General features: G+C 62.5%; 26 protein-coding genes. 9 read left to right on the top strand and 17 right to left on the bottom strand.

What is annotated here, in order from left to right; translation table 11 throughout:
* Positions 1-41: 41 nt before the first annotated feature.
* The 4 genes from CPI83_RS00415 (at position 42) to CPI83_RS00400 (ending at position 3,463) form a co-directional block, all read left to right on the top strand.
* Complete coding sequence (locus CPI83_RS00415) at positions 42-719, top strand: SDR family oxidoreductase (protein ID WP_097386611.1); 678 nt, start codon at positions 42-44, stop codon at positions 717-719.
* A gap of 139 nt (positions 720-858) precedes the next feature.
* Positions 859-1,638: a TIGR04222 domain-containing membrane protein gene (locus CPI83_RS00410; RefSeq protein ID WP_097386610.1), complete on the top strand. Its 780-nt coding sequence runs from the start codon at positions 859-861 to the stop codon at positions 1,636-1,638.
* On the top strand, positions 1,572-2,558 hold the full coding sequence (locus CPI83_RS00405; protein WP_232816824.1) for a TIGR04222 domain-containing membrane protein: 987 nt from the start codon (positions 1,572-1,574) through the stop codon (positions 2,556-2,558). The genes CPI83_RS00410 and CPI83_RS00405 overlap by 67 nt, the downstream gene beginning before the upstream one ends.
* Positions 2,555-3,463, top strand: a complete 909-nt coding sequence (locus tag CPI83_RS00400; protein WP_097386609.1) for a TIGR04222 domain-containing membrane protein — start codon at positions 2,555-2,557, stop codon at positions 3,461-3,463. The genes CPI83_RS00405 and CPI83_RS00400 overlap by 4 nt, the downstream gene beginning before the upstream one ends.
* Here the strand turns inward: CPI83_RS00400 and CPI83_RS00395 are convergent.
* Genes CPI83_RS00395 through pdhA form a run of 5 tightly spaced genes read right to left on the bottom strand, consistent with a single transcriptional unit; the run spans position 3,392 to position 9,286 of the window.
* Positions 3,392-4,498: a Glu/Leu/Phe/Val dehydrogenase dimerization domain-containing protein gene (locus CPI83_RS00395; RefSeq protein WP_097386608.1), complete on the bottom strand. Its 1,107-nt coding sequence runs from the start codon at positions 4,496-4,498 to the stop codon at positions 3,392-3,394. The genes CPI83_RS00400 and CPI83_RS00395 overlap by 72 nt on opposite strands.
* A 24-nt stretch (positions 4,499-4,522) precedes the next feature.
* Entirely contained in the window at positions 4,523-5,932 is a 1,410-nt protein-coding gene (lpdA, locus tag CPI83_RS00390; RefSeq protein ID WP_198586330.1) for a dihydrolipoyl dehydrogenase, read from the bottom strand.
* The gene (locus CPI83_RS00385) at positions 5,932-7,155 is read right to left on the bottom strand and encodes a dihydrolipoamide acetyltransferase family protein (RefSeq protein ID WP_097386607.1); all 1,224 of its coding nucleotides are present in this window, start codon (positions 7,153-7,155) and stop codon (positions 5,932-5,934) included. The genes lpdA and CPI83_RS00385 overlap by 1 nt, the downstream gene beginning before the upstream one ends.
* Positions 7,152-8,156, bottom strand: a complete 1,005-nt coding sequence (locus CPI83_RS00380) for an alpha-ketoacid dehydrogenase subunit beta (RefSeq protein ID WP_097386606.1) — start codon at positions 8,154-8,156, stop codon at positions 7,152-7,154. The genes CPI83_RS00385 and CPI83_RS00380 overlap by 4 nt, the downstream gene beginning before the upstream one ends.
* 2 nt (positions 8,157-8,158) lie before the next feature.
* Positions 8,159-9,286: a pyruvate dehydrogenase (acetyl-transferring) E1 component subunit alpha gene (gene pdhA, locus CPI83_RS00375; protein ID WP_097386605.1), complete on the bottom strand. Its 1,128-nt coding sequence runs from the start codon at positions 9,284-9,286 to the stop codon at positions 8,159-8,161.
* Between the two features lie 154 nt (positions 9,287-9,440).
* Between pdhA and CPI83_RS00370 the strand changes: the two genes are divergently transcribed.
* Genes CPI83_RS00370 through CPI83_RS00360 form a run of 3 tightly spaced genes read left to right on the top strand, consistent with a single transcriptional unit; the run spans position 9,441 to position 11,105 of the window.
* Positions 9,441-9,911, top strand: a complete 471-nt coding sequence (locus CPI83_RS00370; protein ID WP_020971454.1) for an Lrp/AsnC family transcriptional regulator — start codon at positions 9,441-9,443, stop codon at positions 9,909-9,911.
* A 46-nt stretch (positions 9,912-9,957) separates the two neighbouring features.
* Positions 9,958-10,782 carry a DUF692 domain-containing protein gene (locus CPI83_RS00365; protein WP_097386604.1) on the top strand — a complete coding sequence of 275 codons (825 nt, stop codon included), beginning with the start codon at positions 9,958-9,960 and terminating at the stop codon, positions 10,780-10,782.
* Positions 10,779-11,105, top strand: a complete 327-nt coding sequence (locus CPI83_RS00360; RefSeq protein ID WP_019746170.1) for a hypothetical protein — start codon at positions 10,779-10,781, stop codon at positions 11,103-11,105. Before CPI83_RS00365 ends, CPI83_RS00360 begins: the two co-directional genes overlap by 4 nt.
* On the opposite strand, the gene CPI83_RS00355 is transcribed toward CPI83_RS00360, so the two are convergent.
* The 11 genes from CPI83_RS00355 to leuS all read right to left on the bottom strand — a co-directional run bounded on the left by CPI83_RS00355 (position 11,094) and on the right by leuS (position 23,092).
* Complete coding sequence (locus tag CPI83_RS00355; RefSeq protein WP_003942478.1) at positions 11,094-11,888, bottom strand: family 1 encapsulin nanocompartment shell protein; 795 nt, start codon at positions 11,886-11,888, stop codon at positions 11,094-11,096. The genes CPI83_RS00360 and CPI83_RS00355 overlap by 12 nt on opposite strands.
* The gene (locus tag CPI83_RS00350; protein WP_097388099.1) at positions 11,885-12,943 is read right to left on the bottom strand and encodes a Dyp-type peroxidase; all 1,059 of its coding nucleotides are present in this window, start codon (positions 12,941-12,943) and stop codon (positions 11,885-11,887) included. Before CPI83_RS00350 ends, CPI83_RS00355 begins: the two co-directional genes overlap by 4 nt.
* A 68-nt stretch (positions 12,944-13,011) precedes the next feature.
* Positions 13,012-13,968 carry an SMP-30/gluconolactonase/LRE family protein gene (locus CPI83_RS00345; protein WP_097386603.1) on the bottom strand — a complete coding sequence of 319 codons (957 nt, stop codon included), beginning with the start codon at positions 13,966-13,968 and terminating at the stop codon, positions 13,012-13,014.
* A 33-nt stretch (positions 13,969-14,001) separates the two neighbouring features.
* Positions 14,002-14,958 (bottom strand): alpha/beta hydrolase, encoded by a 957-nt coding sequence (locus CPI83_RS00340; protein WP_097386602.1) that lies wholly within the window; start codon positions 14,956-14,958, stop codon positions 14,002-14,004.
* Position 14,959: 1 nt separating this feature from the next.
* Positions 14,960-15,334 (bottom strand): nuclear transport factor 2 family protein, encoded by a 375-nt coding sequence (locus CPI83_RS00335; protein WP_021332592.1) that lies wholly within the window; start codon positions 15,332-15,334, stop codon positions 14,960-14,962.
* A gap of 83 nt (positions 15,335-15,417) precedes the next feature.
* Positions 15,418-15,843: a YbaB/EbfC family nucleoid-associated protein gene (locus CPI83_RS00330; RefSeq protein WP_097386601.1), complete on the bottom strand. Its 426-nt coding sequence runs from the start codon at positions 15,841-15,843 to the stop codon at positions 15,418-15,420.
* Positions 15,844-15,855: 12 nt separating this feature from the next.
* The gene (locus CPI83_RS00325) at positions 15,856-16,431 is read right to left on the bottom strand and encodes a hypothetical protein (RefSeq protein WP_097386600.1); all 576 of its coding nucleotides are present in this window, start codon (positions 16,429-16,431) and stop codon (positions 15,856-15,858) included.
* A complete protein-coding gene (locus tag CPI83_RS00320; RefSeq protein WP_097386599.1) occupies positions 16,424-18,061 on the bottom strand; it encodes an alpha/beta hydrolase in 1,638 nt (545 codons plus the stop codon). The genes CPI83_RS00325 and CPI83_RS00320 overlap by 8 nt, the downstream gene beginning before the upstream one ends.
* Positions 18,058-18,342 (bottom strand): hypothetical protein, encoded by a 285-nt coding sequence (locus tag CPI83_RS00315; RefSeq protein WP_157920606.1) that lies wholly within the window; start codon positions 18,340-18,342, stop codon positions 18,058-18,060. The genes CPI83_RS00320 and CPI83_RS00315 overlap by 4 nt, the downstream gene beginning before the upstream one ends.
* 118 nt (positions 18,343-18,460) lie before the next feature.
* Entirely contained in the window at positions 18,461-19,966 is a 1,506-nt protein-coding gene (locus CPI83_RS00310; RefSeq protein WP_097386598.1) for an MFS transporter, read from the bottom strand.
* A 279-nt stretch (positions 19,967-20,245) separates the two neighbouring features.
* Positions 20,246-23,092, bottom strand: coding sequence for a leucine--tRNA ligase (leuS, locus tag CPI83_RS00305; RefSeq protein WP_097386597.1), 2,847 nt, complete (start codon positions 23,090-23,092; stop codon positions 20,246-20,248).
* A gap of 101 nt (positions 23,093-23,193) precedes the next feature.
* Here leuS and CPI83_RS00300 point away from each other — a divergent pair, with 101 nt between their 5' ends.
* Both CPI83_RS00300 and CPI83_RS00295 read left to right on the top strand, forming a co-directional pair.
* The gene (locus tag CPI83_RS00300; RefSeq protein WP_024487923.1) at positions 23,194-23,688 is read left to right on the top strand and encodes an SdpI family protein; all 495 of its coding nucleotides are present in this window, start codon (positions 23,194-23,196) and stop codon (positions 23,686-23,688) included.
* A 5-nt stretch (positions 23,689-23,693) separates the two neighbouring features.
* Positions 23,694-24,653 (top strand): DUF1648 domain-containing protein, encoded by a 960-nt coding sequence (locus tag CPI83_RS00295; protein ID WP_232816823.1) that lies wholly within the window; start codon positions 23,694-23,696, stop codon positions 24,651-24,653.
* Here CPI83_RS00295 and CPI83_RS00290 read toward each other — a convergent pair.
* Entirely contained in the window at positions 24,622-25,317 is a 696-nt protein-coding gene (locus CPI83_RS00290) for a FadR/GntR family transcriptional regulator (RefSeq protein ID WP_020909842.1), read from the bottom strand. The two genes, CPI83_RS00295 and CPI83_RS00290, sit on opposite strands and share 32 nt — an antisense overlap.
* Positions 25,318-25,426 lie beyond the last annotated feature (109 nt).

Raw genomic sequence — 25,426 nt, 5'->3', positions numbered from 1 at the left:
GTTCGTATAGCCAAACAATTCACACTCGATAGGCTCGGACCATGCGTCCTACTGCCTTGATCACCGGTTCCAGTCGCGGCCTCGGAGCTGCCATCGCACGCGAACTGGCGCCGACACACGACCTGCTGCTCGGTGCACGATCCGCGCAGGCCCTCGAACCGATCTGCGCGGAACTACCCGGATCGACGCCCCTACCCCTCGACCTCACGGACTACGACGCCGTCGCGGTCGCTGCCTCGTCCATCACGACGCTCGACGTGCTGGTACACAACGCCGGCGTGGCCGACATCGGAACCATCGAGGAATCCTCGGTCGATCAGTGGCGGCGCACCCTCGAGGCAAACGTCATCGCCGTCGCCGAACTCACTCGTGTCCTCCTTCCTGCCCTCAGGGCAGCCGGTGGCCACGTCGTACTGATCAATTCGGGTGCCGGACTGCGCGCCAACGCCGGCTGGGGCTCGTACGCGGCCAGCAAGTTCGCCCTGCGCGCTTTCGGAGACGCACTTCGCCTGGAAGAGCCCTCCTTGCGGGTCACCTCCATTCACCCCGGTCGGATCGACACCGATATGCAGCGCGACATCGTCGCCGGCGAGGGCGACGAGTACGACCCGGAGCGCTTCCTGAAGGCCTCCACTGTGGCGCGTGCCGTACTCACTGCCGTCGAAACACCGTCCGACGCACACACCACGGAGATCGTGCTTCGACCTACCGGCCGGTAAATCCCCAGTTCGCCGGTAACGGAATGATGACGATGGCCACCCGGATATCGCTTTTCCGGGTACTGGCCCGATACTGACATCAGTTGTCGGACAAAGAGACTGGACTGGTTCTCAGGAGTTCATCGAGAGGTGGTGTGCGATGCATGATCATACGAATACGTGGGGAATTTCCACCGAGGCTTTCCTCGGGTGGTACGTCGCCGCTGCCACCGGAGCTGTGGTGATCGCACTTGTGATCAGAGGCGTCGCCATGCGCAAGCCCACACCTGCATTGCGCACACTCACACCACCGGAGATGGGAGTACTGACCAGCGACGAGCGTGCGGTACGCGCTGCCGTGGCAGAACTCGAGAGTGCTGCACATTCTGCCGGCCAGGGTCAGCATGACCGCTTCACCCGCATCGTCCGCCAGCGGATCGACGACGCCGGTGGAACTGCCGTGCCCTCCCGGCTCGTGCCGACACTTCCGCTGCCCCTGTTGGAGCTTCGTAGTGACCTGGTGCAGGCCGGCTACCTGAACGGCAATCGTGAACACACTTTGACGCGATTGTCCGTGGTACCGGTCGTTATCGTCGCCGTGGTCGGCACGATCAGGACCGGATTCACTGTCGTGAACGAGAACCCGGTGGGATACCTTCCGCTCGTTGTCGTCTGCCTCGCCCTGATTGTCGTAACCCTTCTCCGCCTGAGCCGACGCACTCGTTTCGGCCAGGTCGAATTGAGTCGCTTGAAGGACGAATACTCCTACCTCACACCGAATTTCCAACCGTCGTTTGCCACCTACGGGGCAACGTCTGCGGGTATTGCCGCGGCACTCTTCGGTCCGGGTCGCGACGGCGGTTGGGCACCCGGATGCGGCGGCGGATCTTCACCGTCCAGTTGCTCGACCTTCTCGAGCACCGTGAGCTGTGGGGGGTGAGTGCGGTGAACAACTACTACTCAGCCGACACGTGGGGGATCCCCAGCCAGACTTTCCTTCAGTGGTACCTGGTGGCGGCTGCCGTCGCGATCGGACTCTCGCTGTACAGCCGAATGACTGCGCGCCGGTCGCCCGTGGTCGTCGACTCGGTCCGTCGGCCGCTCACTCCTCCCGAGATCGGTGCCTTGACCAGTGACTACCAAGCGGTGCTGGCGTCGATGGCTATTCTGCGTAGCGCCGAACTGATCAGCACCGAAGGAAAGACCAAGCTGGCACTCACTGCGGAGGACAAGAGTCGTCTCGACTGGTTCACCCGTACCGTGCACAAGCGACTCGGCAACGGAAAGGTCCCGCTGCGGCAGGTGCGTCTGATGGGACGGCTGAACGTCGCACTCGCACAACTACGTACGACGCTGATCGACGAGGGATACTTGCAACGCCCGCAGGACGGGCTGACTGCTGCCTTTCGGACCGTTCCGATCCTGGCGGTAATTGGTCTCGGCGTAGTCCGTCTCGTCGCCGGCATCGCCGGCGGTAAGCCGGTCGGGTTTCTGCTCCTCACCATCATCGTTCTCGCGCTGATGATTCCACTTCTCCGCATCAAGCGTCGTCGGACAGCTTTGGGCGACAGCGAGCTTCGACGCCTCAAGCACGAAAACTCGTACCTCTCACCGAAACTGCGGCCCGCGTACACGAGCTACGGTCCCTCGCTCGCCGGGCTCTCGGCGGCGCTCTTCGGTTCGGGCGCTCTGGTTCTGATCGATCCCGCGCTGGCGGGAGCGGTGGCTGCGGGCGCCGCGTACAGCCCGGGTGGCGGGGGTTCGAGCTACTACAGTTGTGGCTCCTCATCCGGATCGTCCGGCTCGGACGGCGGTGGCGGCAGCGGTAGCAGTTGCGGCGGCGGGGGGTGTGGGGGATGAGCACGCATGCAGCCGACACGTGGGGGATCCCCAGCGAGGATTTCCTCTACGGCTACATAGCCGTATCGGCCACGCTCATGGTTCTCACTCTGGTGTGGCGTCTGATGATCCGGGCACGCCGGCACGGGTACTCAACCGAGCACGGGTATTCCGCCGAACAACTGACGCCTCCGGAAGTCGGAATGCTCACCGGCGAGTCACGCGCCATCGCAGCATCGTTGGCAATCCTGCGTAGCGCTGATCTGATCACCACCGACGGCGCTGTCCTGCGCCCGTTGGGCCCTGGCGACGAAACCCTGGACTGGTACACCCTCACCGTGTACCAGCGCCTGGCCCAGCAGGCTCTACCCCATCGTCGGCGGCAACTCGCCGAGCGCATGACGGTGGAAACAGCTCGCCTACGAAACTCTTTGGCGGACCGGGGATACCTGACCTCCGACAGCACCAGGCGTTCAATCTTTCTCTCCACAGTTCCGTTGAAGATCCTGGTGGCCGTGGGTATCGTCCGCGTTGCTTTCGGACTGCACAACGACAAGCCCGTCGAGTTTCTGATTCTCGCCGTACTCGTCACCGGGTTCAGCATCCCGCTGCTCGGGCTCAACTTCGATCGCACCACCTCGGGCAGTGCGGCACGTTCGGAACTGACCACGGCACACGCCTACCTGTCCCCGCGCAACAAGCCTGCCTTCTCTGCCTACGGACCACGCTTGGCGGGGATGTCCGCCGCTCTCTTCGCCGGTTCGGCGATGCTGATGATCAATCCCGCCTTGGCCTCCGCCGCCGGAATCGGTGCCGACGGCAGCGGAAGTAGCGGGGGTTCGGACGGTGGCGGTTCAGACGGGGGAGGCGGCAGCTGCAGCGGGGGTGGCGGATGTGGCGGCGGCGGTGGTGGATGCGGGGGATAGCCGCGTCCGGGCGAGCAGAAGCGCTGCGGCCTCGGTAGTGATGCCACGTTCCTCGCTCAACGAATACACCTCGTCCAGAGTTCGACCGATCCCTCGGGTTCGTTCGACGACATCGTCTTCGTTCCACCCCAGGACTTCTCGCCCCACCAGGTGAAAGGCTCCGCCTGCGTTCGCGACGAAATCAGGGGCACAGAGAACCCCGCGGCTCCGCAGAACCTCGCCCGCAGCGGCATCGGTCAAGATGTTGTTTGCTGCGCCCGCCACGGCCAGAGTCGGAATCGACGCAGCAGCAGCGGAATCGATGATGCCTCCCATCGCACAGGGAGCAAAGAGGTCACACGACGTTCGAAGTACCTCGTCCGCAGGAACGATCGTGTGCCCCGCAAGAGAAGCCGCCTCGAGGCGCTGCGGGTCCGTATCGGCAACAAGCAGGCGTGCCCCAGCCTGCGCCGCGAGACGCACAACATCTCCGCCGACGGCGCCGAGCCCCTGAACCAGCACCTTTCGGCCGTCGAGTGTTCCGAGTCCACGACGACGCGCCGTGGCCTTCATCGCTTCGAACACGCCCAGAGCCGTGGCGTGCGCGCTGGAACCGGCGCCACCGTTGTCGACCGAACGCCCGAAGACGTACTTGGTGGTGCGACTGAGCTGATCCATGTCGGAAGAGTTGGTGTTGACGTCAGGACCGGTCCAGTAGTTTCCCTCGAGCTTGTCGATGTTCTCCGCGTGAATGTCGAGGATACGAGACCAAGTCGCCGAGTCGATCCGATTGCGCGGTGCGGGCAGTGCTATCACCGACTTCCCGCCACCCATCGGCAGGTCGGAGACAGCCATCTTCAAAGTCATTGCGCCGGCCAGCTTCCCGGCGTCCGCCAGCGCGTGACCGATCGAGGGGTAATGCGCCGCCCGCGTGCCACCCGACGCCGGTCCCAGACGGGTGGAGTCGATTCGGATCACAAAGGTCGTGTCGGTCTCCCGATCATGTCGGGTGACGGTCAGTTCACCGTCCCAGCGCAGTTCGTCGTCGATGCTCATTGCAGATCCTCTTCTGGTCATGGTTCAGCGGTGCGCGTGCAGTGGTGTTCCCGCGAGTGCGAGCATGGCCTCGCCCAACGCCTCGTTCTGGCTGGGGTGCGCGTGGATGAAACGCCCCACTTCATCGGGAAGTGCTTCCCAGGCGACGGCCAACTGCGCCTCACCGATCAGTTCACCAACCCGGTCGCCTACCAGGTGGACGCCGACGACGGGACCTCTGGTTCCGCTGCGAATCACTTTGATTCCCCCGGTGGTTCGCAGGATCTGACTCTTGCCGTTACCCGACAGGTCGTAGACGACGGTGGAGACGTCACCGTACTGCTTGCGCGCCGCCTCTTCGCCGAGTCCGACTGATGCAACTTCGGGATGTGAGTACGTCACGCGAGGAATCAAGTGTTCGGCGACCGGTATCGGATCCTTCCCGGCGATCTGTTCAGCCACAAAGATCCCTTGTTGGAAACCTCGGTGCGCCAACGCAAGACCGGGCACGATGTCGCCGACCGCGTACACACCGTCCACGGACGTACGGAGGCGTTCGTCGGTAACGACAAAACCCTTGTCGAGGCTGATTCCGTTTTCTTCGAAACCGTTACCGCCCGTGCGGGGTCCGCGGCCGACGGCGACCAACAGTAGTTCGGTATCGGATATCGTTCCGTCGCCTAGTTCGACGCGGACCGAATCGGCTGCTTCTTTCGCGGAAACGATCTTTGTGTCTGTCTTACAGACGATTCCGCGTTTCCGGTAAGCCCGCTCCAGCTGCTTCGACGACCACGGGTCCTCCGCGGCGATCAGTCGCGGGAGTGCCTCGACGATCGTGACTTCGGCGCCGAACGAGCGCCAGAGGCTCGCGAACTCGACGCCGATGACACCGCCACCGAGCACTGTCGCGCTGGTGGGCACCCGGTCGAGTTCGAGCGCCTGGTCACTGGTGAGGATCCGGCGGCCGAGTTCGATGCCGGGCAGTTCCCGCGGATACGATCCGGTGGCCAGTACGAGTGATGTTCCGGTATAGCGGTTTCCGTCGACGTCGATGCTTCGCCCACCGACGTACGTTCCGTATCCGTTGACGATAGTGATCTTGTGTTGCGCCAACAAACCTTGCAGACCGCTGTACAGCCGCTCGACTGTCCCGTTTTTGTAGTCGTGCACCTGCGCGATGTCGATGCCGTCAAAAGATGCTCGGACTCCGAATTGCTCACTGGTGCGTGCCGAATCGGCGACCTCGGCGGAATGCAGCAGCGCCTTGGTCGGGATGCATCCGCGGTGCAGGCACGTTCCGCCGACCTTGTCCGCCTCGATCAGCGTGACCGACAATCCGAGTTGGGCGGCGCGGATGGCGCAGGCATAGCCGCCCGATCCTCCACCGAGGACAAGGACTTCGCTGTGGGGTTCTGCAGTTGTCATCGGAGCCTTGATCATCGGAGCCTTGGTCATCAGAGCCTTCCCAGGACGCGGATCGGGTTCTCGATGTAGTCACCGAACAGCCTCAGGAATCCGCCGGCTTCGCCTCCGTCACAGACGCGGTGGTCGAAGCTCAACGAGATCTGAGTGACCTTACGGACGGTCAACTCGCCGTTCACCACCCACGGCTTGTCGATGATGCGCCCGATCCCCAGAATTGCCGCCTCGGGGTGATTGATGATCGGAGTCGATCCGTCAACCCCGAATACCCCGTAGTTGTTGAGCGTGAACGTGCCGCCGGTCAGGCGGGCGGGTTCGAGTTTGCCGTCGCGCGCAAGGTCGGTGGTCACCCGAAGTGCTTGTGCGAGTTCGACAGTGCTCAGGGCATCGGCATTGCGAATGACCGGCACCATCAATCCCTTCGGTGTCTGTGCGGCGATTCCCAGGTGGATGCGGGCGTGTCGAACGATCTCGCCTCGAGCAGTATCGACCGACGAGTTCAGTTCGGGGTACTGCGCCAACGCCGCGGTGGTCAGTCGAGCCAGCAGCGCCATCAGGCTGATCTTGTCGGAATCGGGCAGTGACTTGTTGATCTCGGCTCGCGCCGCCAACAGTTCGGTGGCGTCGACGTCGACCCAGGTTGTCGCGTCAGGGATCTCACGGCGGCTGGTGGACAGCTTGTCGGCCACCACCTTGCGAAGCCCCTTGATCGGGATGCGTTGGTCGCTCACGTGCGACGTTTCCGTCTCCGGGCCGGTGTTCGACCCGGCCTCGACGTCAGCGCGCGTTATCACCCCGCCGGCACCGGATCCGGAGAGCAAGGAGAGGTCGATATCGTTGTCAAAGGCCAGTTTACGAACGATTGGTGAGATCACGCGTACCGCCGAAGGAGTCCGACGTCGGCGTCTCGGTGCATCCTCGCTGGTGCCGTAGCCGATCAGGACATTGCCCGAACCCGCGCGTTCCTCTTCACGGTAACGCTCGTGGTTGGCCGAAACGACCGCGTCGACACTCTCGCCACCACTCACAGTGATCAACGGCGTGCCCACCTTCAAGGTGTCGCCGTCCTTGCCATGTAATTCGACGACGGTCCCGGCGAACGGGATAGGCACGTCCACAGCAGCTTTCGCAGTCTCGACCTCGACGACGATCTGATCGATGGTGACCACGTCGCCGACCTTGACGTGCCACTCCGCGATATCGGCCTCGGCCAGACCTTCACCCAGGTCGGGGAGCATGAATACCTGATTGCTCATGCCGTCACCGCCCAACGGGTGTCCGGGGCGTCGTTCCACTGCAGACGGTCGACGGCGTCCAGGACCCGGTCGACGCTGGGCAGGTGGTGACGCTCGAGCTTCGGCGCGGGGTAGGGGATGTCGAATCCGCTGACCCTGAGCACCGGAGCGTGGAGATGGTGGAAGCATCGCTCCTGCACGCGAGCAGCAATTTCCGCAGCAACACCGGCAAAGCCCTGCGCTTCCTGGATGACGATGCAGCGTCCGGTCTTTCGCACCGACGCGGTGACCGTCTCGTCGTCGAACGGCACTATCGAGCGGATGTCGATCACCTCGATGTCGCGGCCCTCGGCCGCGGCGGCCTCGGCGGACTTCAGTGCAACCTCCACGGACGGGCCGTAGGCAATGAGCGTCGCGTCACGACCGGGGCGCCGGACGACGGCGCGACCGATCGGCCCACGTGCGGTCAGTTCGACGTCGGCTCGCGAGAAGTACAGCTTCTTGGGTTCGAGGAAGATGACCGGGTCGGGGTCCTCGATCGCCGAACGTAGCAGTGAGTACGCATCTTCCACCGTGGATGGCGCCACGACCTTCAGGCCGGGCGTGTGTGCGTAGTAGCCCTCGCTGGAATCACAGTGATGCTCCACCCCGCCGATACCGCCGGCAAAAGGAACACGGATGACTATCGGAATCGACAGTGCACCCTTGGTACGGTTGCGGATCTTTGCGACGTGGGAGGCGATCTGCTCGAATGCCGGATAGGCAAACGCGTCGAACTGCATTTCCACGACCGGACGAAAACCAGCCATGGCCATGCCGATTGCGAATCCGATGATGCCGGACTCGGCGAGGGGAGTGTCGAAGCATCGGTCGTCGCCGAAGTCGCGGGTGAGGCCGTCGGTGACGCGGAAAACGCCGCCCAGGGTGCCGACGTCCTCACCGAAGACGACAACGTTGTCGTCCGCAGCCAGAGAGTCCCGTAGCGCGGTGTTGAGGGCCTGAGCCATCGTGAGCATGGGCATGGTCAGTGTCCCCCTGTGTCAGCGGCTTCGGCGGCAAGTTCGGTTTCGAGTTGGGCTTGTTGCTCACGCAATTGCGGTGTCTGCTCGGCGAAGACGTACCGGAACAGATCGAGCGGATCGTGCGGGCGGTCGACGTTCATGCCGGCGCGAAGTGTGGCGGCCTCGGTTTCTGCCTCTGCGGTCAGTGATTCCACGAACGCGTCGTCGATCAGATCGTGTGCGCGCAGATACTTTTCGAGACGCGGCAACGGGTCTCGCCCTAGCCAGCTTTCCACCTCGGCGCTGTCGCGGTAGCGGGTGGCGTCGTCGGCGTTGGTGTGTGCGTCGATGCGATAGGTGTGTGCCTCGACGATCACCGGTCCGTTTCCGCTGCGGACGAAGCGCGCCGCCTCGTCCATGACGGCCATCATCGCAACAGGATCGTTGCCGTCGACCTGCTCGCTGCCGATCCCGTAGCCGACACCCTTGTGCGCTAACGTCGGTGCTGCGCTTTGACGTGACAACGGCACGCTGATCGCAAATCCGTTGTTCTGCACCAGAAAGACGACCGGCGCCTTGAAGACGGCGGCGAAGTTCAGCGCTTCGTGGAAATCACCCTCACTGGTGGCCCCGTCGCCGCAGAGCGCCAGCGCGACGGTGTTCAGGCCCCGTCGGGACTCCCCGTAGGCCACCCCCGCTGCATGCAGCAATTGCGTTGCCAGCGGGGTGCACTGCGGCGCACTGCGCAGCGCTACCGGGTCGTACCCGCAGTGCCAGTCGCCGGCAAGCATGCTCAGAATCTGCACCGGATCGACACCCCGAGCAGCCAACGCCATCGAATCCCGATAGGTGGGGAAGAGCCAGTCACTCGGCTCCAGACTCATCGCTGCCGCGATCTGGCATGCCTCCTGCCCTCGCGAGGACGGATACACGGCCAAGCGCCCCTGTTTGGTCAGCGCCGTCGCCTGCTGGTCGAAACGTCTGCCCAGGAACATCTTTCGATACATCTCGATCAGGCGATCGTCGCTCGGTTTTGCGTAGCGGGCCTCGCTGCGCGTCAGTTCTCCAGCAGGGTCGAGGTACTGCACCGCGGAATCGGCCGGCAGGAACTTTTGATACCGCAGTTCCCCCAAGGGCTCGACAAGAGTCACTTCTACCTCCAGAAGACGTTGTGTCCATCAGTATTCGCACTTCGGCGACGTAATGGCAGAAGGCGTCGAAGATTCAAGACAAACGGCCTATCATGAGGATTCGGGCAGCAATATGTCCATCAACCGACTCGACTACCGAAGCAGGAATGGACAGATGGCCACCGAACCGCACGCTCTCGATGCGATCGACCGCCGCATCATCGCCGAACTGGTCGCAGACAGTCGCATCTCCATGCGTGCACTGGCCGAGAAGGCGCACATATCTCGCGCTCACGCCTACGTCCGCATCGAAAGGCTCGAGGACGCCGGAATCATCACCGGATTCACGACGCGGATCGCCCATGAGAAGGCCGGACTCGGCTCCTCGGCGTACGTGGCGCTCTCGATCAGGCAGCACTCGTGGCGAGGTCTGGCTGCGTCGTTGAAGGCACTGCCGTTTGTCGAGCACTTCTCCCTCCTCGGCGGCGACTTCGACGTTCTGGTGCTGGTTCGAGCCCCGGACAACCAGGAACTACGCCACACCGTTCTCGAAGAACTCCAGGGACTCGACGGGGTTCTCTCGACCAAAACGTGGCTGATCTTCGAAGAAGGCAACGGTCCGGGACCCAACTGGTTGCCCGGCTGATCCGTCTATAGTCGCCGTTAGCAGTTGCACATGGGAGGTGACTCGAATGACCCTGTACGGCCTGGGAATCGGTTGGCGTCCCGAGGTATCCGGAATCATCGCGCAGCTAGACGGCCTGGCATTCTGCGAAGTCATTGCCGAATCCATCGGAACCGAGATACCGCCGCACCTCGGTTCGCTGGGAGTTCCGGTGATCCCGCACGGAATCTCGCTCTCCCTTGGCGGGGCCGAGGCGGTAGATCAGGCTCGGGTCGATCACCTTGCGCATACAGCCCAGCTACTGGACGCCCCCTTGGCGAGCGAGCACATCGCATTCGTGCGGGCGGGCGGCATCGAGGCCGGGCACCTGCTCCCACTACCACGCACCTACGAAGCCGTCGACGCCTTGGTACGCAACATCACCCGGACTCAGGACGGTCTACCGGTGCCGTTTGCCGTCGAAAACGTTGCCGCCCTTTTCGACTGGCCCGACGACGAGTTGACCGAAGGGGAGTTTCTCTCGGAGATCGTCGACCGCACCGGGGCTCTGCTGGTTCTCGACATCGCGAACGTCTATGCCAATGCCCTCAACCGAGGGCGTGATCCCTGGGCCGAGCTGATCCGGCTACCACTCGAGCGAATCGCATACTGCCACATCGCCGGTGGCAGCATCAGCGACGGCAAATACCACGACACGCATACCGATCCTGTGCCCGAAGCCGTGCTGGAACTCCTTGCGCAGTTCACCGCCGCCGGTCACCATCCCGCGATCATGCTCGAGCGCGACGGAAACTATCCGCCGGCACTGGAATTGCTCGACGAGCTCGATGCCATCGCCGACGCAGCGGGTCTGGATCGCATCACCGCGGGCACCGATTGGTCACGCACATGAGCACGCTCGGTGAGCGTCAAGAAGCGCTTATTCGCGCTCTGGTGGCGGGTGGCGAACTACCCGAAGGCTTCGACAAAGACGATGCTGCCGTTGTCTCGACGGCACTGCTCCGAAAGCGCGCAGGAGAAGTGGCGCACCACCTTCCGGTCGTGCGCCACACTCTCGGCGATCGCTATCTTCGGTTGTTCACAGCGTGGGCCGACGGACGGCCGAAGACGTCTTCGCACGCGGACGCCCAGGCTTTTGTCGCCCACCTCCAGGACATCGGCGAACTGCCTCGCTCGCCCTGGCATCAGAGGTTTCGAAGGCTCTTACGCAAGTGAGACAACGGCTTCGCTGGTGTACATGAGGAACGTCATCGATTCCTGGAAGTACAGCTCGACGGAGTTCGCATCGTGCGAGAGGTAACCGATGGACAGGTCCTGGCCCAGATGCAGTTCGTAGTCACCACCACGCGTCGACAGCAGGAAAGCGCCGTCGATGGCCGGGGCCCAGATGATCTCGCCGTCGAGAACGCGTCGCAGGTGCTCGCGGATGGGGTAGCCGTGATCGGAGGTCTCGTTGATCGCGGTGAACGCGTCGGCGTTCAGGAGCAATGAGTACGGTCCGTTGACACCGGCCAGTCGCAGCGACGTGATCGCCTGGCTGATGGCCTCCGGGTAATCCTTGGCATCGATGGGCAGCTTCAATTCCGGGTTGGAACCGCTCGCCCGCACGCCGGTAATGCTGGCTGCGGGGTATCCCTCGAAGATGGCACGGTCCTCGGCGAACGCGATCTGCTTGGCGGCGTCCTTGACCGGCTGCCAGTCGGAGTCCTTGGCGCCGCGCTCGACGTCGTCGATGGCCTGACGGCTGACGGTGAACGGGACCCGCAGTTCGATGATCGGCTGGGACTGACGAGCATGTGCGATGACGCCGTCGGCCAAGGGATTGATCGGCACCTGATGTCCGAGCGGGATGGCCGCGAGATCGTCACCCGACGGGCCCTCCACGTCCACCACACGACGACCGGCGACGTGGCGCTTGAAGGTACGGCTCGCCTCTTCTTCGATCTCGGCCCAGGCTGCTGCCGAAATGGGTGCTAGGTCGCGGTGCAGGTTTGTCATTGCTGGGCACTCCTTTTGAGGCTGCCGATTCCGAGAGAACCGTCAGAGATGGGCGCTGTGAACGTCGCTTCGGGAACGAGCCTGGTCGGCGCGTCCGGGGGGTCGTCGAGAAAGTCCGCCGTCGGAACGAAGAAATTGATTCCGGTGACGGCGGTCGAGAAATCGAGAATGCGGTCGTAGTTGCCGACGGGATTCCCGATGAACATGTTGGTCAGCATCTGCTCGGTGACCGTCGGCGACGCCGAGTAACCGATGAAGTAGGTTCCCATTTCAGCGGAGCCGACGTGTCCGAACGGCATGTTGTCGCGCAGAATCTGGATCTGATCACCGGATTCGTCTTCGATGACGGTGAGTGCGGTGTGCGAGTTGGCCGGTTTCGTGTCGTCGTCCATCTCGAGGTCTTCGAGCTTGGAGCGTCCGATGACGTTCTCCTGCTCCTCGACGGGCAGTGAGTTCCACTTCGACATGTCGTGGAGGTACTTCTGGACGATGACGTAACTGCTGCCTGCGAAGTCCGGATCCTCGTCACCGACGGTGACCGCGACGTAGGCGGCCTGCCCGGACGGGTTCTCGGTGCCGTCGACAAAACCCATGAGGTCGCGTTGTTCGAAGTACTTGAACCCGTGGACCTCGTCGATCACCGACGCGGCGCCGGCCAACCTGTTGGTCACAACCGTGGCGAACTCGAAGCACAGGTCCATCTGACGGGCCCGGATGTGGAACAACAGATCGCCCGGTGTGCGGGGAGCGTGGTGTTTGTCACCGGTCAACTCGACAAAAGGATGCAATTCTGCCGGCCGTGGACCCTCGAACAGACGGTCCCACGCATCCGAACCGATGCCGACGACGGCGGCCAAGCCACCGGCGGGAACCCGGAATCCGATCGAGCGTTGCAGTCCGGAAATATCGGCCAGAACGTCGTGAACTGCCTGCTCACCACCCTCGTCGATGGTGAAAACCAGGAAGATCGCAGCTTCGGTGAGCGGGGTCAGCAACGGCTGCGGTATCGCGGGAAGGGCCACTTCGGCCTCGTCGATCTCACTCGTTTCCGCCATGCAGACCAGTATGGACGATTCCGGCAGTCCCGGCATCAGTAGTGGGTAAGACGAGTGAAGGTGTCGCGTTACGGTGTCGCGGCCTGGGCGCCCGCGTCGAAGCCAGCCGGAATCTCGAAGATCTTTCCGTCGAACCCAGCGCGGTAGAGATGCCCGGCCGCGAAACCGGAATTGCCACGCCCGTAGGTCAACACACTCGACGCCTGCAGTCCGCTGGTGAGCGAGCAGTACTGGCCGGGTCCGTCGATCCGCCACACCTCACCACTGATGTCCGTGGGAACGATTGCGCGATCTCGCGAGTCCAGGGTCAAACCATCTGGAGCAGAGAAGGTTTCGAGACCGCCGAGATCGACCAACGATTCCGAATACCCTGGATTGTCGACGGAGATGCGGCTGACACCCGGGTTTGCGAACGTGCGCGAGACGTAGAGCCAGCGATTATCGGCGCTCAGGGCTGCGCCGTTTGCACTCGGGAAAGTCGCCCACGCCGGGTCGACGGCACCGCCTGGGCTGACCTTACCGATCAACGAACCGAAATCGTTGGTGGCATAGATCGTTCCGTCGTGCGCGACGGCGAGGCCGTTTGCAGCGCTCAGACCACCGGCGATCGGCGTCACGGCACCCGAGTTCACGTCCACCCGCGCGACCGACGCAGCACGCGTCAGATCACCGATCAGCACGCCGGCGTTTGCTCCGGTTCCCACCAGCAGTGAACCGTCCGGACCCCACGCGAGTGCGCCCGCACCGCCGGGAACCGTCGCGATCGGAACTGCGGCCTGACCAGGCGCGTCGACGCGGAAGATTCGACCACTCACCAGATCTGTCGTGTACAGGCGACCCTGAGCGTCCACGGTGACACCCTCGAGGGCCGCGCCCGGAATCTGGGCGCTGAGGATTGCGGGGGACGAGCCAGGGCAGGGCGGCGCGGCCGCGGCACCGGACACACCCAGAGCCAGAAGCGAACCGGCAACAAGAGCACCGGTGATACCTACCCGAATACCGCGATCGAAGATCCTGGTGCGCATCTGCGCAACGCTAGACCTTCGGCCCGATTTCGCCTAGAGCGACCGAAGGAAAGAGATCAAAAGTTCATTGACCTCGGTAGCACGTTCCTGCTGTACGAAGTGCCCCGCGCCGCCGAGAAGGTGCACACCCCGCAGGTCGGGGACGGTGTCCTTCATGCGGTCCAATGCCTTGGGGCCGCTCATCGCGATGACCGGATCCTCGGCGCCCGCGACGAAGAGCGTCGGGACGTTCACGTGCGCGCCGTCCAAATCCGCACTGCGTTCCCAATTGGCGTCGTACGCCCGGTACCAGTTCAAACCACCTGTGAAACCCGTTGCAGTAAAGGCCTTTACATAAACATCCAGATCGTCCTCGGTGAGCCACGACCACGGCAATGCAGGCGCCTCGGGCAGTACGTCGAGGTAGCCGTTTCCTTCGGACGGGTTCTTCCAGACGTCGAGGTACCGGTAAGCCCCGGAGAGGGCATGGAAGAGCCGCTGAAGAAACTCACGTGGACGGGCGTCGAGTTCGCGCTCCGCGACACCCGGTTCCTGGAAATAGTGAATGTGCAGAAAATGCTTGCGCGCCATCGCGGCGTAGATGGTCGAGGGTTTTGCGGGGAACCTGTCGGGCGCATAGGGGACCGCCAACGAGACAAGCCCCGCAACACGATCGGGATGGCGCAGAGCGGTGGTCCACGCGACGGGCGCGCCGAAATCGTGGCCGACGAACACCGCTTTGTCGATTCCGAGAGCGTCGAGTAGGTCGATCAGCCGGTTCGCGACGGCATCGTTGGTGTAGTCCTCGACCGCTTCGGGGCGGGTAGTGCCGCCGTAACCGGGCATGTCGAGTGCGATCGCCCGAAAACCCGCTTCCGTCAACGCTGCCGACTGATGCCGGTAGCTGTACCCGAGGCCGGGAAAGCCGTGACACATAACCACAGCTGTCCCAGAACCGGAATCGTCAATCTGCCAACGGAATCCGTCGACATCGATCGTCTTGACCGTCATGTCAGGCGGTGATCATGTCTTCCTGGTTCCAGAATGCACGCATCGACAGGATCTTTCCCTCGTCGTCGAAGGTCATGACGTCGATGGGTGCGATGGTCAGGGTCTGCTCGCCGAGCTTGGTGATCAGCGAGAAGTGGAATGCCGCTTCGTTTCCGGCGATGCGGAGGGTCTGAAGGTGAGCTTCCTGGTCGAAATTCTCGATCACGGAGTAGAACTCGAGAATGGACTCGCGGGTGGTGCGCACGTCGGTACCAACCGGGTCTTCAACGGTTGCACCCTCGGCATACAGGGCCACAACCTGGGCGGCAGTGCCCGTGGCAACTGTCTCGATGTAGGCGTCGACGGTCTTGCGGATTACCTCTGCGGACGGTGCCATGGTCTACCCCTCGTAGTTAGAACAGGTTCTAATTCTGAGGATAACCTAGCGCTCCGCCCTGTGCGCCGTTTTGGTAGTGGGAACTACCAAAACTGCGCACGAGGGCGACTAGTCATAGCAGGCCTGAGAAGCGGCGAATCGCCCCACGCCGGCGGATCGTGCTCAGAGGTAGGCGCTACCGGTGTCGGCGCCTCACCGGCAGGCGTGACCTGATCGACGAAACTCGTGATCGCAGACATCTGAGGGTCAGAAGTGACTTCCGCCAATGCGGCATCGACTTGCGGACGAGCATCCCGAACAGCCGCTGTGTACATCTGGACAATCCGGTCGGCAAGGAGGTCGGGGCCCGCCGCCAACGCCGCGTCTGTCAATCTCAGCCGGCCAAGGTGGCCTTTGGCATCGACCTCGACTTCGACTGCCCGATCCGACGCCCGCCCGACCACCCGGTCGAGAGCCTCCTGCGCTCGCCGAACCTTCACGCCGATATCGTCGAAACTATTTGCTGTCAAAGGGTTTACCTTTCACGTATTCGGATTGGCAATATCGAGAGGGAAGGGATCGCCACCGACGGTACCCGCCGGGAAACACGGAGACGAGACACTGATGATGAAATCTCCCTTGGTATTTTCAGAGAGGTCGAATGCATAGTCGTCGGATGAGCGAGCGCTCACGGATCGGAGCCCTCCTTCGGCTACCAACGTCTTGAATCCGAGGTCCTGCCAGGCACGGACAAAGATGCCGAAGTATTCGGTCGACTTGCCCCCCGGAATACCGACAATCCAGTACTTGACGATGACGTTCAGTGGCCTGTTCTCGATCGTGTCGTCGTCGATGCAAGGTAGAACAGTTCCATTGCCGAATAGCCCGCTGGATGCTTGTGGATGCTGACGAGACAACGCCACATTTTTCGGAGTCCGAGTCAAAGTGTCGCTCAAATATCCGATAATAGCTTGGCGCGCAAGATGTTCGGTCAAACTACTATTCACTGATACGCCGGCCATATCGGCTCTCCCGTCGATGTCAAGTTCCTTCGCGCAGCCGGCCAATGCAATCAACGTTCCGAGGCAGACTGCAAGCATTTTCACACGATCACTCATCGCCCACCTCAACACCGGCAATGATCTGCCCCATCGTTTTCAGCCCGGCATTCCCAGGGTCCCAGTACCCACCGTGCGAATCTACGTTCCACCCCAACGTATACCACGGCCCTGACACCCCGTCGGAATCAAAAGAATGCCCCCACCCGTAATGCGATACCGGTTGTGGACCGTGAATAAAGTTGGGAGTAAGGCGAATCGGATCATTCTTGGCAGTAGTCGAGTACACGTGATCGGAAGCCTCTTGCGGAGAAACACCGGTCAGATTCAGCTCCGACGCCTTGTCCACACCAATTCCCGGACTACCAACCAACACCACTCGATCGGCGTCGAGTGTGTGTTCACCGCTTGCGGCATGACCGATGACTGTAGTTCCGTAACTATGGCCGATCATGGTGTTCAACGACGGCTGACCCTCGTGAGTCGTCCGCAGCCCCTCCTGGAAACGATCCAACTTGGGCGCAGCGTCCTCCGCGAAAACAGACTTGGTCGCATCGGAGGTAACACTCTGCGGGGCGTCGTACCCGTACCACGCAACAACTGAATGAACCTTGTACGGATCGGCCGCGACCGCAGCATCCCGCATTGCTTCGGCACGCGAGACTCCCGTCGCGACGTCCCCGAGATTTGCACCGGTACCCGGTACGAACGTGGATACCGTATCGGCCACGTCTGGATTCTCGAGCGCAATCACTGCATGCCCGTTGCCGTCGATCAGGGAGAGTAATCGTGGCTGCTCGGAACCTGCGGACAATTGCGCGTTGACATTGTCATAACCTGCGATCTCGGCACGAATCGTATCGATCTGCTTCGACCAGGATTTTTCGTCGCTGACGGCGCCATGCGCAGACATCAACAGATCGAGCCGTTGTCGGGCTGCGTCACGCAGCTCCTGGAGATGCGCTCGGTTGTAGTGATCTCGATCGATCTGCGGTATGCCGTCACGATTACCGATTGAATGATCCCAGTCGAAGAGCGCGTCCTTCTCGGCAGGCGAGAGGTTCTCCCACAGTTCATGCACTACACCCGGTTCACCGGACAACTGGGTCACACCGCGGACGATGTCACTGACCTGCTGACTCAGCCTGCCGCCGTTGGGATCTCGTCGAAGTAGATCCAGCTCGGCAACGGCCTCCCGAATTGCCGAGGCTGCTCGACCGTCGTCGTCCGACGCTCGAATCAGAAGCTCCTGGATTCGCTGCTGAAACCAGGCAGCTTTTCCGTTGAGCGTGCCTTGAAGGATCGCCACAGCGACCGTGTTTCCACCCGAAACCTCAGGGGCATGTACGTATCCGTCGTCGGTGACACTCATCGCAGCTCCGGCGACCGCGTCGTCTACGACCGAGGCAAGCGCTTCCTTCGTCTGCGACAGTTGCTTTCCGAAACTTGAATACACTTCGGCGATCGCAGTCACCGCCGATTCGACATGGCTGGCGGAAAGTCGGTCTGTGATTGCCCGGATGGATGCCGCCGAACCACCGTCGCCTCGCCAATGGGTCGTCAGATCGTCTCCCCGACGCCCAAAGTCCGCAATGTGTTGAGCGAACGTGTCATTGGCAACGATCACAGAATTTCCGTACTCGATCATGGTTTCGGGTTGCCAACTCGATACCTGCGAAATCGTGATCACTGCACACCGCTGTCGTACTTCTTCAATTGGTCTCGGAATGCCGTTTCGACTGCTTCGTAGCCAGATGCACTCGAATCTGCGTTTCCACCCATTTCGCCAATCTGGGCACCCAACAACGCGTAGGCGTCGAGTATCTTTCCGCTGACATCGGCCGACGCGACCTCGGTACCCGAGACCGGCATGCGGACGGACGACGCTATGCCGATCTGATCTATCTGCGAGGCAATAGAATGGAGAGCCTTTGCAAATGAACGAAGCGCATCGATATCGACCTGCAACACCACGAACCCCCCACTTATGCTGTCGAGCACCCCCGTGCGAGACCCAACATAGCAAGGATCCTCCCTGTGCGCCGATTGGTAGTGGGAATACCGAAACGGCGCACAGGAACCGAAGGCCTCAGTGAGCAGGTAGGAGGGACGTCTCCTGCGCCGCGCCGTCTTCTGCGCCGATCTGGACGATGTTTCGCGGCAGGAACACGGCTGCGATCGCACCGAGAACTGCTGCAGCAGCACCGATCAGGAACGCAATGCGCATGCCCTCATCGGTGTAGAACACAGCGCCCTCCATCGCCATCGCGATGTGCGAGTTCAAGACCGTGAAGGCGATGACGGGAAGCACAGCGGGGAAGATGCTCTGGAAGACCGCGACCATGCTCGCCGTGGTTGCCTGCAACTGCGGCGGCACTGCCTCGATGAGCAGGTTCGGAATGGAGGCGTAGCCCATACCCATACCGACACCGAAGATTCCGGCAAAGATGATGAGCAGCGGCTTGTTGTCGTGAATGGTGGCCGTCAAGGTGAATCCGACTGCCATGAGGATCATTCCGATGATCATCAGCAGGCGGGGTCGAATGTTGCGGCCGACCAGGAAGCCCACGATCAAGCCGCCGACCACCACCATGCCGCCAAGAGGCGCCTGGAAGATCGCGAATCCTTCTGCCGTGACGCCGAATCCGTATCCCAGGCCGAGAACTGCCGGCGTCATCACCATCATCGGCAGCAAAATCGTGAAGACTCCCGACGCGCCGTAGCAGAACCCGGCACCGACGGCGGTGAGCATCACCGAACGCTTGCCGAAGTAGCGCAGGTCGATCAAGGGCTCACGGATGGCTCGGGCAGAGGCAACCCACGCCACCAGCAGTGCGATGCCGCCGATCAGATAGGCCAGTGTCGAGCCGTTCTTCCAGCCCCAGGTCGGTCCGAAGCTGACGCCGATCAGAATTCCGGCGATGCCCGATCCGAGTAGTACCGCGCCGATCAGATCCAGCGAAGAACGCAGCCGCACAGCTGATTCCGCTGTCGAAGCGAAGATCATGCCGCCGAGCAGAACCAAACCGATGACGAAGAACCAGAAGATGCTCCGGAACCCGTGGTTGTCGATCAACCAACCGGTGAGGAACGGCGCCGGAATAGCGATCAGGCCCATGCCGGAGGTTGCAATACTGACAGCCAGCGCAACGGTTTTCGGCGGAAAGACATCTCGAATGAGGGAGTAGCTCAGGAAGAGGCAGGGAACGAGCAGACCAGTCAGGGACCGGCCCAGAATCAAGACGGCATAGCTCGGCGCAATCGCCGAAATGAAGGATCCGACCGCTGCGCCGGCGACCGCAAAGAGCAGGACTTTTCGCTTGCCGTACATGTCCGCGAGCTTGCCGAGCAGCGGAGACGCGACCGCCCCGAGCAGCAGGAACGACGTGAGCAGCCAAGCTCCCTGCGTCGTTTGATAATGCACCGAGATGGCGGGCAGCGCCGTGGAAATCATCATGTAGCTCACCGCGAGCATTTCGAGAAGAAGAACGATCGACGCCAGCGAGAACACCAGTCGCGGAGTCCACCGCTCCGGTATCGATGTCGATTCGGGCAGACTGGGAGACGAACCGTCGCTGTGGACATGAGACGCCATGGCTGAAGAATCCTTTCGGGACACCTGCGAATTCGATTGACCCCCTGCCGAATACCGTCGGCCGGGGCCTTGCGGGGAAGTGCAGTGGAACGACAGCTACCGTTCTCGGCAACGTGTTACCTGCATCACAGCCCTCGCGTCGAACGCGCGCTACAGAATGTTCCGCGGAGCGGGACAATCAGGACAACGACTGATTGGCACCCCGGATACAGCCCCAGATACGACTGTGCGCCGTTTCGGTAGCGGTAACTACCAAAACGGCGCACGTGCGCGAAGCGCCTACAGAACTATGTTCACCATCTTGCCCGGCACAACGATCACCTTGCGCGGTGCGTTGCCCTCGAGCAGAGCGACGATCTTCTCGTCGGCCAGGGCGATCTCCTCGACAGCCTTGCGATCGGCATCCGCCGGCACGCTGATGCGGCTACGAACCTTGCCGTTGACCTGGATCGGGTACTCGACGGTGTCCTCGACGAGCCACTTCTCCTCGACAGCGGGGAAGGGGCCGTGTGCAAGAGATTCCGTGTGGCCAAGACGTGACCACAGCTCTTCCGCGAGGTGCGGCGCCAAGGGAGCGAGCATCAACACCAACGGCTCGACGGCAGCACGGGGCGCGCCACCCGGGAACGCCTTGGTGAGGTGGTTGTTGTACTCGATCAGCTTCGCAGCGGCCGTGTTGTCGCGCAGCGCAGTGTAATCCTCGATGACACCGGAAATCGCCTTGTTGAGCGCACGCAGCGTTTCCTCACCGGGCGCTTCGTCGGTGACACGGGGCTTGCCGGTCTCCTCGTCGATGACGACGCGCCACACTCGCTGCAGGAATCGAGCAGCACCGACGACGTCCTTGGTCGCCCACGGACGCGAGGTGTCCAGCGGACCCATCGACATCTCGTACACACGCAAGGTGTCTGCACCGAACTCGGCGCAGATCTCGTCCGGCGCAACGGCATTCTTGAGGCTCTTGCCCATCTTGCCGTACTCGCGGTTGACCTCGGCGCCCTCGAAGAAGAACTTGCCGTCACGCTCGACGACCTCTTCTGCCGGCACGTAGACGCCGCGGGCATCGGTGTACGCGAATGCCTGGATGTAGCCCTGGTTGTAGAGGCGACGGTACGGCTCGCTCGAGGACACGTAGCCCAGGTCGAACAGAACCTTGTGCCAGAAGCGCGAGTACAGCAGGTGCAGCACCGCATGCTCGACGCCGCCGACGTACAGGTCGACTCCACCGGGATCGTTGGGGCCGTGCAGTTCCGGACGCGGACCCGTCCAGTACGCCTCGTTCTGCGGGTCGCAGAAGGCGTCCTGGTTGGTGGGGTCGATGTAGCGCAGCTGGTACCACGAGCTACCAGCCCACTGCGGCATGACGTTGGTGTCGCGGTGGTAGGTCTGCAGACCGTCGCCGAGATCGAGCTCGACGTTGACCCAGTCGGTCGCCTTGTTCAGCGGGGGAGAGGGCTCGGAGTTGGCGTCATCCGGATCGAAGGACACGGGTGCGTAGTCCTCGACCTCCGGAAGCACAACGGGCAGAGCCGAATCCGGCAGGGCGTGTGCGTTGCCGTCCGCGTCGTAGACGATCGGGAAAGGCTCGCCCCAGTAACGCTGACGCGCGAAGAGCCAGTCGCGCAGCTTGTACTGGATGGTGCCTTTGCCCTGCCCGCTCTCCTCGAGGCGGCTGATGACGGTCGCCTTGGCCTCGGCCACGTCCAGACCGTCGAGGTAGTCGGAGTTCACCAGCGGGCCGTCACCGGAGTACGCAGCCTCCGAAACATCGCCACCGGCAATAACTTCGAGAATTTCCAGTCCGAACGCGTTCGCGAACTCCCAGTCACGGTGGTCGTGTCCCGGAACTGCCATGATCGCGCCGGTGCCGTAGCCCGTCAGCACGTAGTCGGCGATGAAGATCGGGACCTTGTGGCCGTTGACCGGATTGACGGCGTAGGAACCGAGGAAGACGCCCGTCTTCTCCTTGTTTTCCTGACGCTCCAAGTCGGTCTTGGCGGCAATCGACTTACGGTATGCAGCAACAGCTTCCGCCGGCGTCGTGGCACCGCCAGTCCAGCGTGCGTCGACACCTTCGGGCCACTCGTCCGCGACGAGCTTGTCCACCAAGTCGTGCTCAGGAGCCAGCGTCACATAGGTGGCGCCGAACAGCGTGTCGGGGCGCGTCGTGAACACATCGACGCCGTACTGGCCTGCGACAAAGGTAACTTCGGCGCCATAGGAGCGTCCGATCCAGTTGCGCTGCATGGCCTTGACCTTGTCCGGCCAATCCAGGTACTCGAGATCGTCGACCAGGCGATCGGAGTACGCGGTGATGCGCATCATCCACTGCTGAAGGTGCTTACGGAACACGGGGAAGTTTCCGCGGTCACTACGACCGTCGGCGGTGACTTCCTCGTTGGCCAGCACGGTGCCCAAACCGGGGCACCAGTTGACCATCGAATCCGACTGGTAGACAAGGCGGTACGAGTCGAGGACCTTTGCCTTCTCGGCGACTGTCAGCGACGCCCACTCGCGTCCGTCTTCCAGAGCGCGCTCACCGGAATCGAACTCGGCTTCCAGCTCGGAGATACGACGGGCCTTGCCTGCAGCCTTGTCGTACCACGCGCCGTGGATCTGCAGGAAGATCCACTGCGTCCAGTGGTAGAAGTCGACGTCCGTCGTCGCGAGGCTACGACGCTCGTCGTGCCCCAGACCCAGGCGTCGCAGCTGGCGCTTCATGTTGGCGATGTTGGACTCGGTGGTCGTCCGCGGGTGGGTACCCGTCTGCACGGCGTACTGCTCGGCGGGGAGACCGAACGCGTCGTAGCCGAGGGTGTGCAGGACATTGCGCCCCTGCATGCGATGGAAGCGTGCGAAGACGTCCGTAGCGATGTATCCGAGCGGGTGACCGACGTGCAGGCCCGAACCCGAGGGGTACGGGAACATGTCCTGAACGAAGAGCTTGTCGGCGGGAACACCGTCGGGCGAGGAGAGCGGACCGACCGGATTGGGCGCGTTGAACGTGCCGTCCTCACTCCAGCGGTCCTGCCAGTGCTGCTCGATCTGGCCGGCGAGCTCCGCGGTGTAGCGGTGCTGCGGAGTTGCGTCGGCTGGTGAATCGGGGGACTGCGGAGACTCGGTCACTGTGGTCGCTATCTACTTGGCTGACGGAAATACCGATAACCAGGGTAGAGCCTGTGCGACCCGGGCATACCATCAACTCCACTCGCGCCTATCCTGTATGGGTGATCGTTGTCGCTGTGGTGCTATTCGTGCTCGCTGTCGCCGTCGGTGGAGTTGGTGTCGCCGGTCTGATCGGCAAACTCCCGCGCAACCGCTGGGCCGGTGTCCGCACCGAGGATTCCCTGCGGAGCGAGGAGTCGTTCGCCCTCGCCAACAAGGTGGCCGGTCCGACCATGCTCGCGGCCGCTGGAATGTTGGTCATCGGCGGAGTCGCAGCACTGACCATCGGCGGAGTCTTCGGCGTCGCGGTCGCGATCATCGCCGTCGTCGTCGCCGTCCTCACTGCCGGTTTCGGTGGAGGCATCGGCACCCGCGCGGCCGCCGCGCTCCCACAGCAGAGCGGATGCGGTAACGACTGCAACTGCGGCGGCCACTCCGAGCCTGCCGCAGACGAGCCGGTGGCGGAGACCCCCGAGGCCAAGGCGAACGCTGCCGCTTGCGGTACCGCTTCCTGCGGTGCCTGCGCGCTCAAGGATGCTTGCCAGCCGGCTCATTGATTCACGTGAAACATCGCGTGGTCGACCCGGCCGGGGTCGTATTCGGACTAGTGGTTCCGCTGTTGTGTGCGGCCTTCGGCTTCGTCCTGACAAAAATTTGGGAGCCTCGCCTCCCGGAACAGATCGCGACTCACTGGACCACCACCTCGCCGGACGGCTTCTCCACCCCGTCGGCCAACGCATGGACCATTGCACTTTTGACACTGCTCTTCGGTGGCGGTCTCAGCGCGATTGCCGCTCTTGCACCCGCGATGTTGATGATGCGTCGCTTCATGTTGGTTGTCGGGCTGAGCGTGGTCGGGCTCATCACGACAGTGAACTTCGCTTTGCTCTACACCCAACTCGATGTCGCCGATCCGTCCACGACGTCACTCCCGCTGTGGTCTATCGGTGTCGGCTTTGCAGTCGGCGGGGTGCTGGGGTGGATCGGCGCCTCGTTCCTGCGTGACTACCGCGTCCGCACTCTTGCCACGATCGAACCCTCGGCCGGGTTGCCGCGAAGCAGCTGCCCTCTCCCCATCTCCGACGACGTCGGATTCAGCACCAAAGGCTCGGTGATCCTCACTGCGATCACTCTGGCGCCCGGAGTCATCATGGCGTTGGCGATGCGGTCACTCTGGCCGCTGTTCATCTTCGGGGCACTCGGACTGCTCGTCGTCAGCCTGGTTCGCTTCCGGGTGATCGTCGACGAACGGGAAATTCGGGTCATCAACATGGGGATGGCTGCGATGACCTACGGCATCGACGAAGTTGTCGGAGCCGACGTCGCGGAGATCAAACCGTTCGCGGACTTCGGCGGCTGGGGACTCAAGACCAAGGGTCGTCGTAACTACGGCGTCGTCACCCGCACCGGGCCAGCGGTGGTCGTCACGTTCGCCGGTGGCGACCGCCTCACGATCACGACACCGAAGGCCGAAGACATCGCCGGGTCCCTCAACCGATTGGCCGACGCCCGGACTCGGTAACCGCCGAACCTGAACCGATCGCTTCCTGAGTCTTCTCGAGATACCCGCATGCCGCCGCCCTGGCTTTGGTGACATCGCGTTCGGCAATGGCTTCGGCAACTCCCTGATGATGCGAGGACGTCAGCGACGGCGGATGAACGCCTTCGGTCACCTCGTAGGTGGCGCGGACCGTTTCGAGGATTCCGGCAAACAGATCGGTCAGAACTGGATTGTGAGCGGCATCGACGACGGCAATGTGAAACGCAAGATCGACGTCGACGAAGTTCTCAGCCGGGACGTCACGCTTGGCGGCCAGCTCACGAAGTATCCGAACGTCGTCGTCGCTACGACGCTCACACGCCAACCGGACCGCTTCCATCTCGAGCGCACGACGCACTTCGAAGACGTATTTCATCTCGTCGACGGACGCGTGTTTGCCGAGCAGTCCGCCGATGTCGGTCCGTGCCCGAACGAAGGTCCCTGATCCGCGACGGATCTCCAGGACTCCCGTCGACGTCAGTGTCTTGATCGCTTCGCGCACGGTGTTCCGGCCGACGCCGAGAACACTCATCAGTTCCGGCTCGGTGGGAACACGGTTCCCGACGGTCCAGGCGCCGTCGGAGATCTGCGCGCGCATCCAATCGAGGGATTGCTCGTACGCGGACTCCTTGCGAACAACGGTCATCTACTCATCCTCACAGCATTCGCGACGATCATTCCACTCACCTACGATACGTAGGACGACCCATGTATTTTCGAACTCTGTCATCAGGAGGGGCTTCCCACGTCCGCCA

Source organism: Rhodococcus sp. H-CA8f, assembly GCF_002501585.1.
GTDB lineage: Bacteria > Actinomycetota > Actinomycetes > Mycobacteriales > Mycobacteriaceae > Rhodococcus_F > Rhodococcus_F erythropolis.
This window is presented reverse-complemented; position numbering and strand designations above follow the sequence as displayed.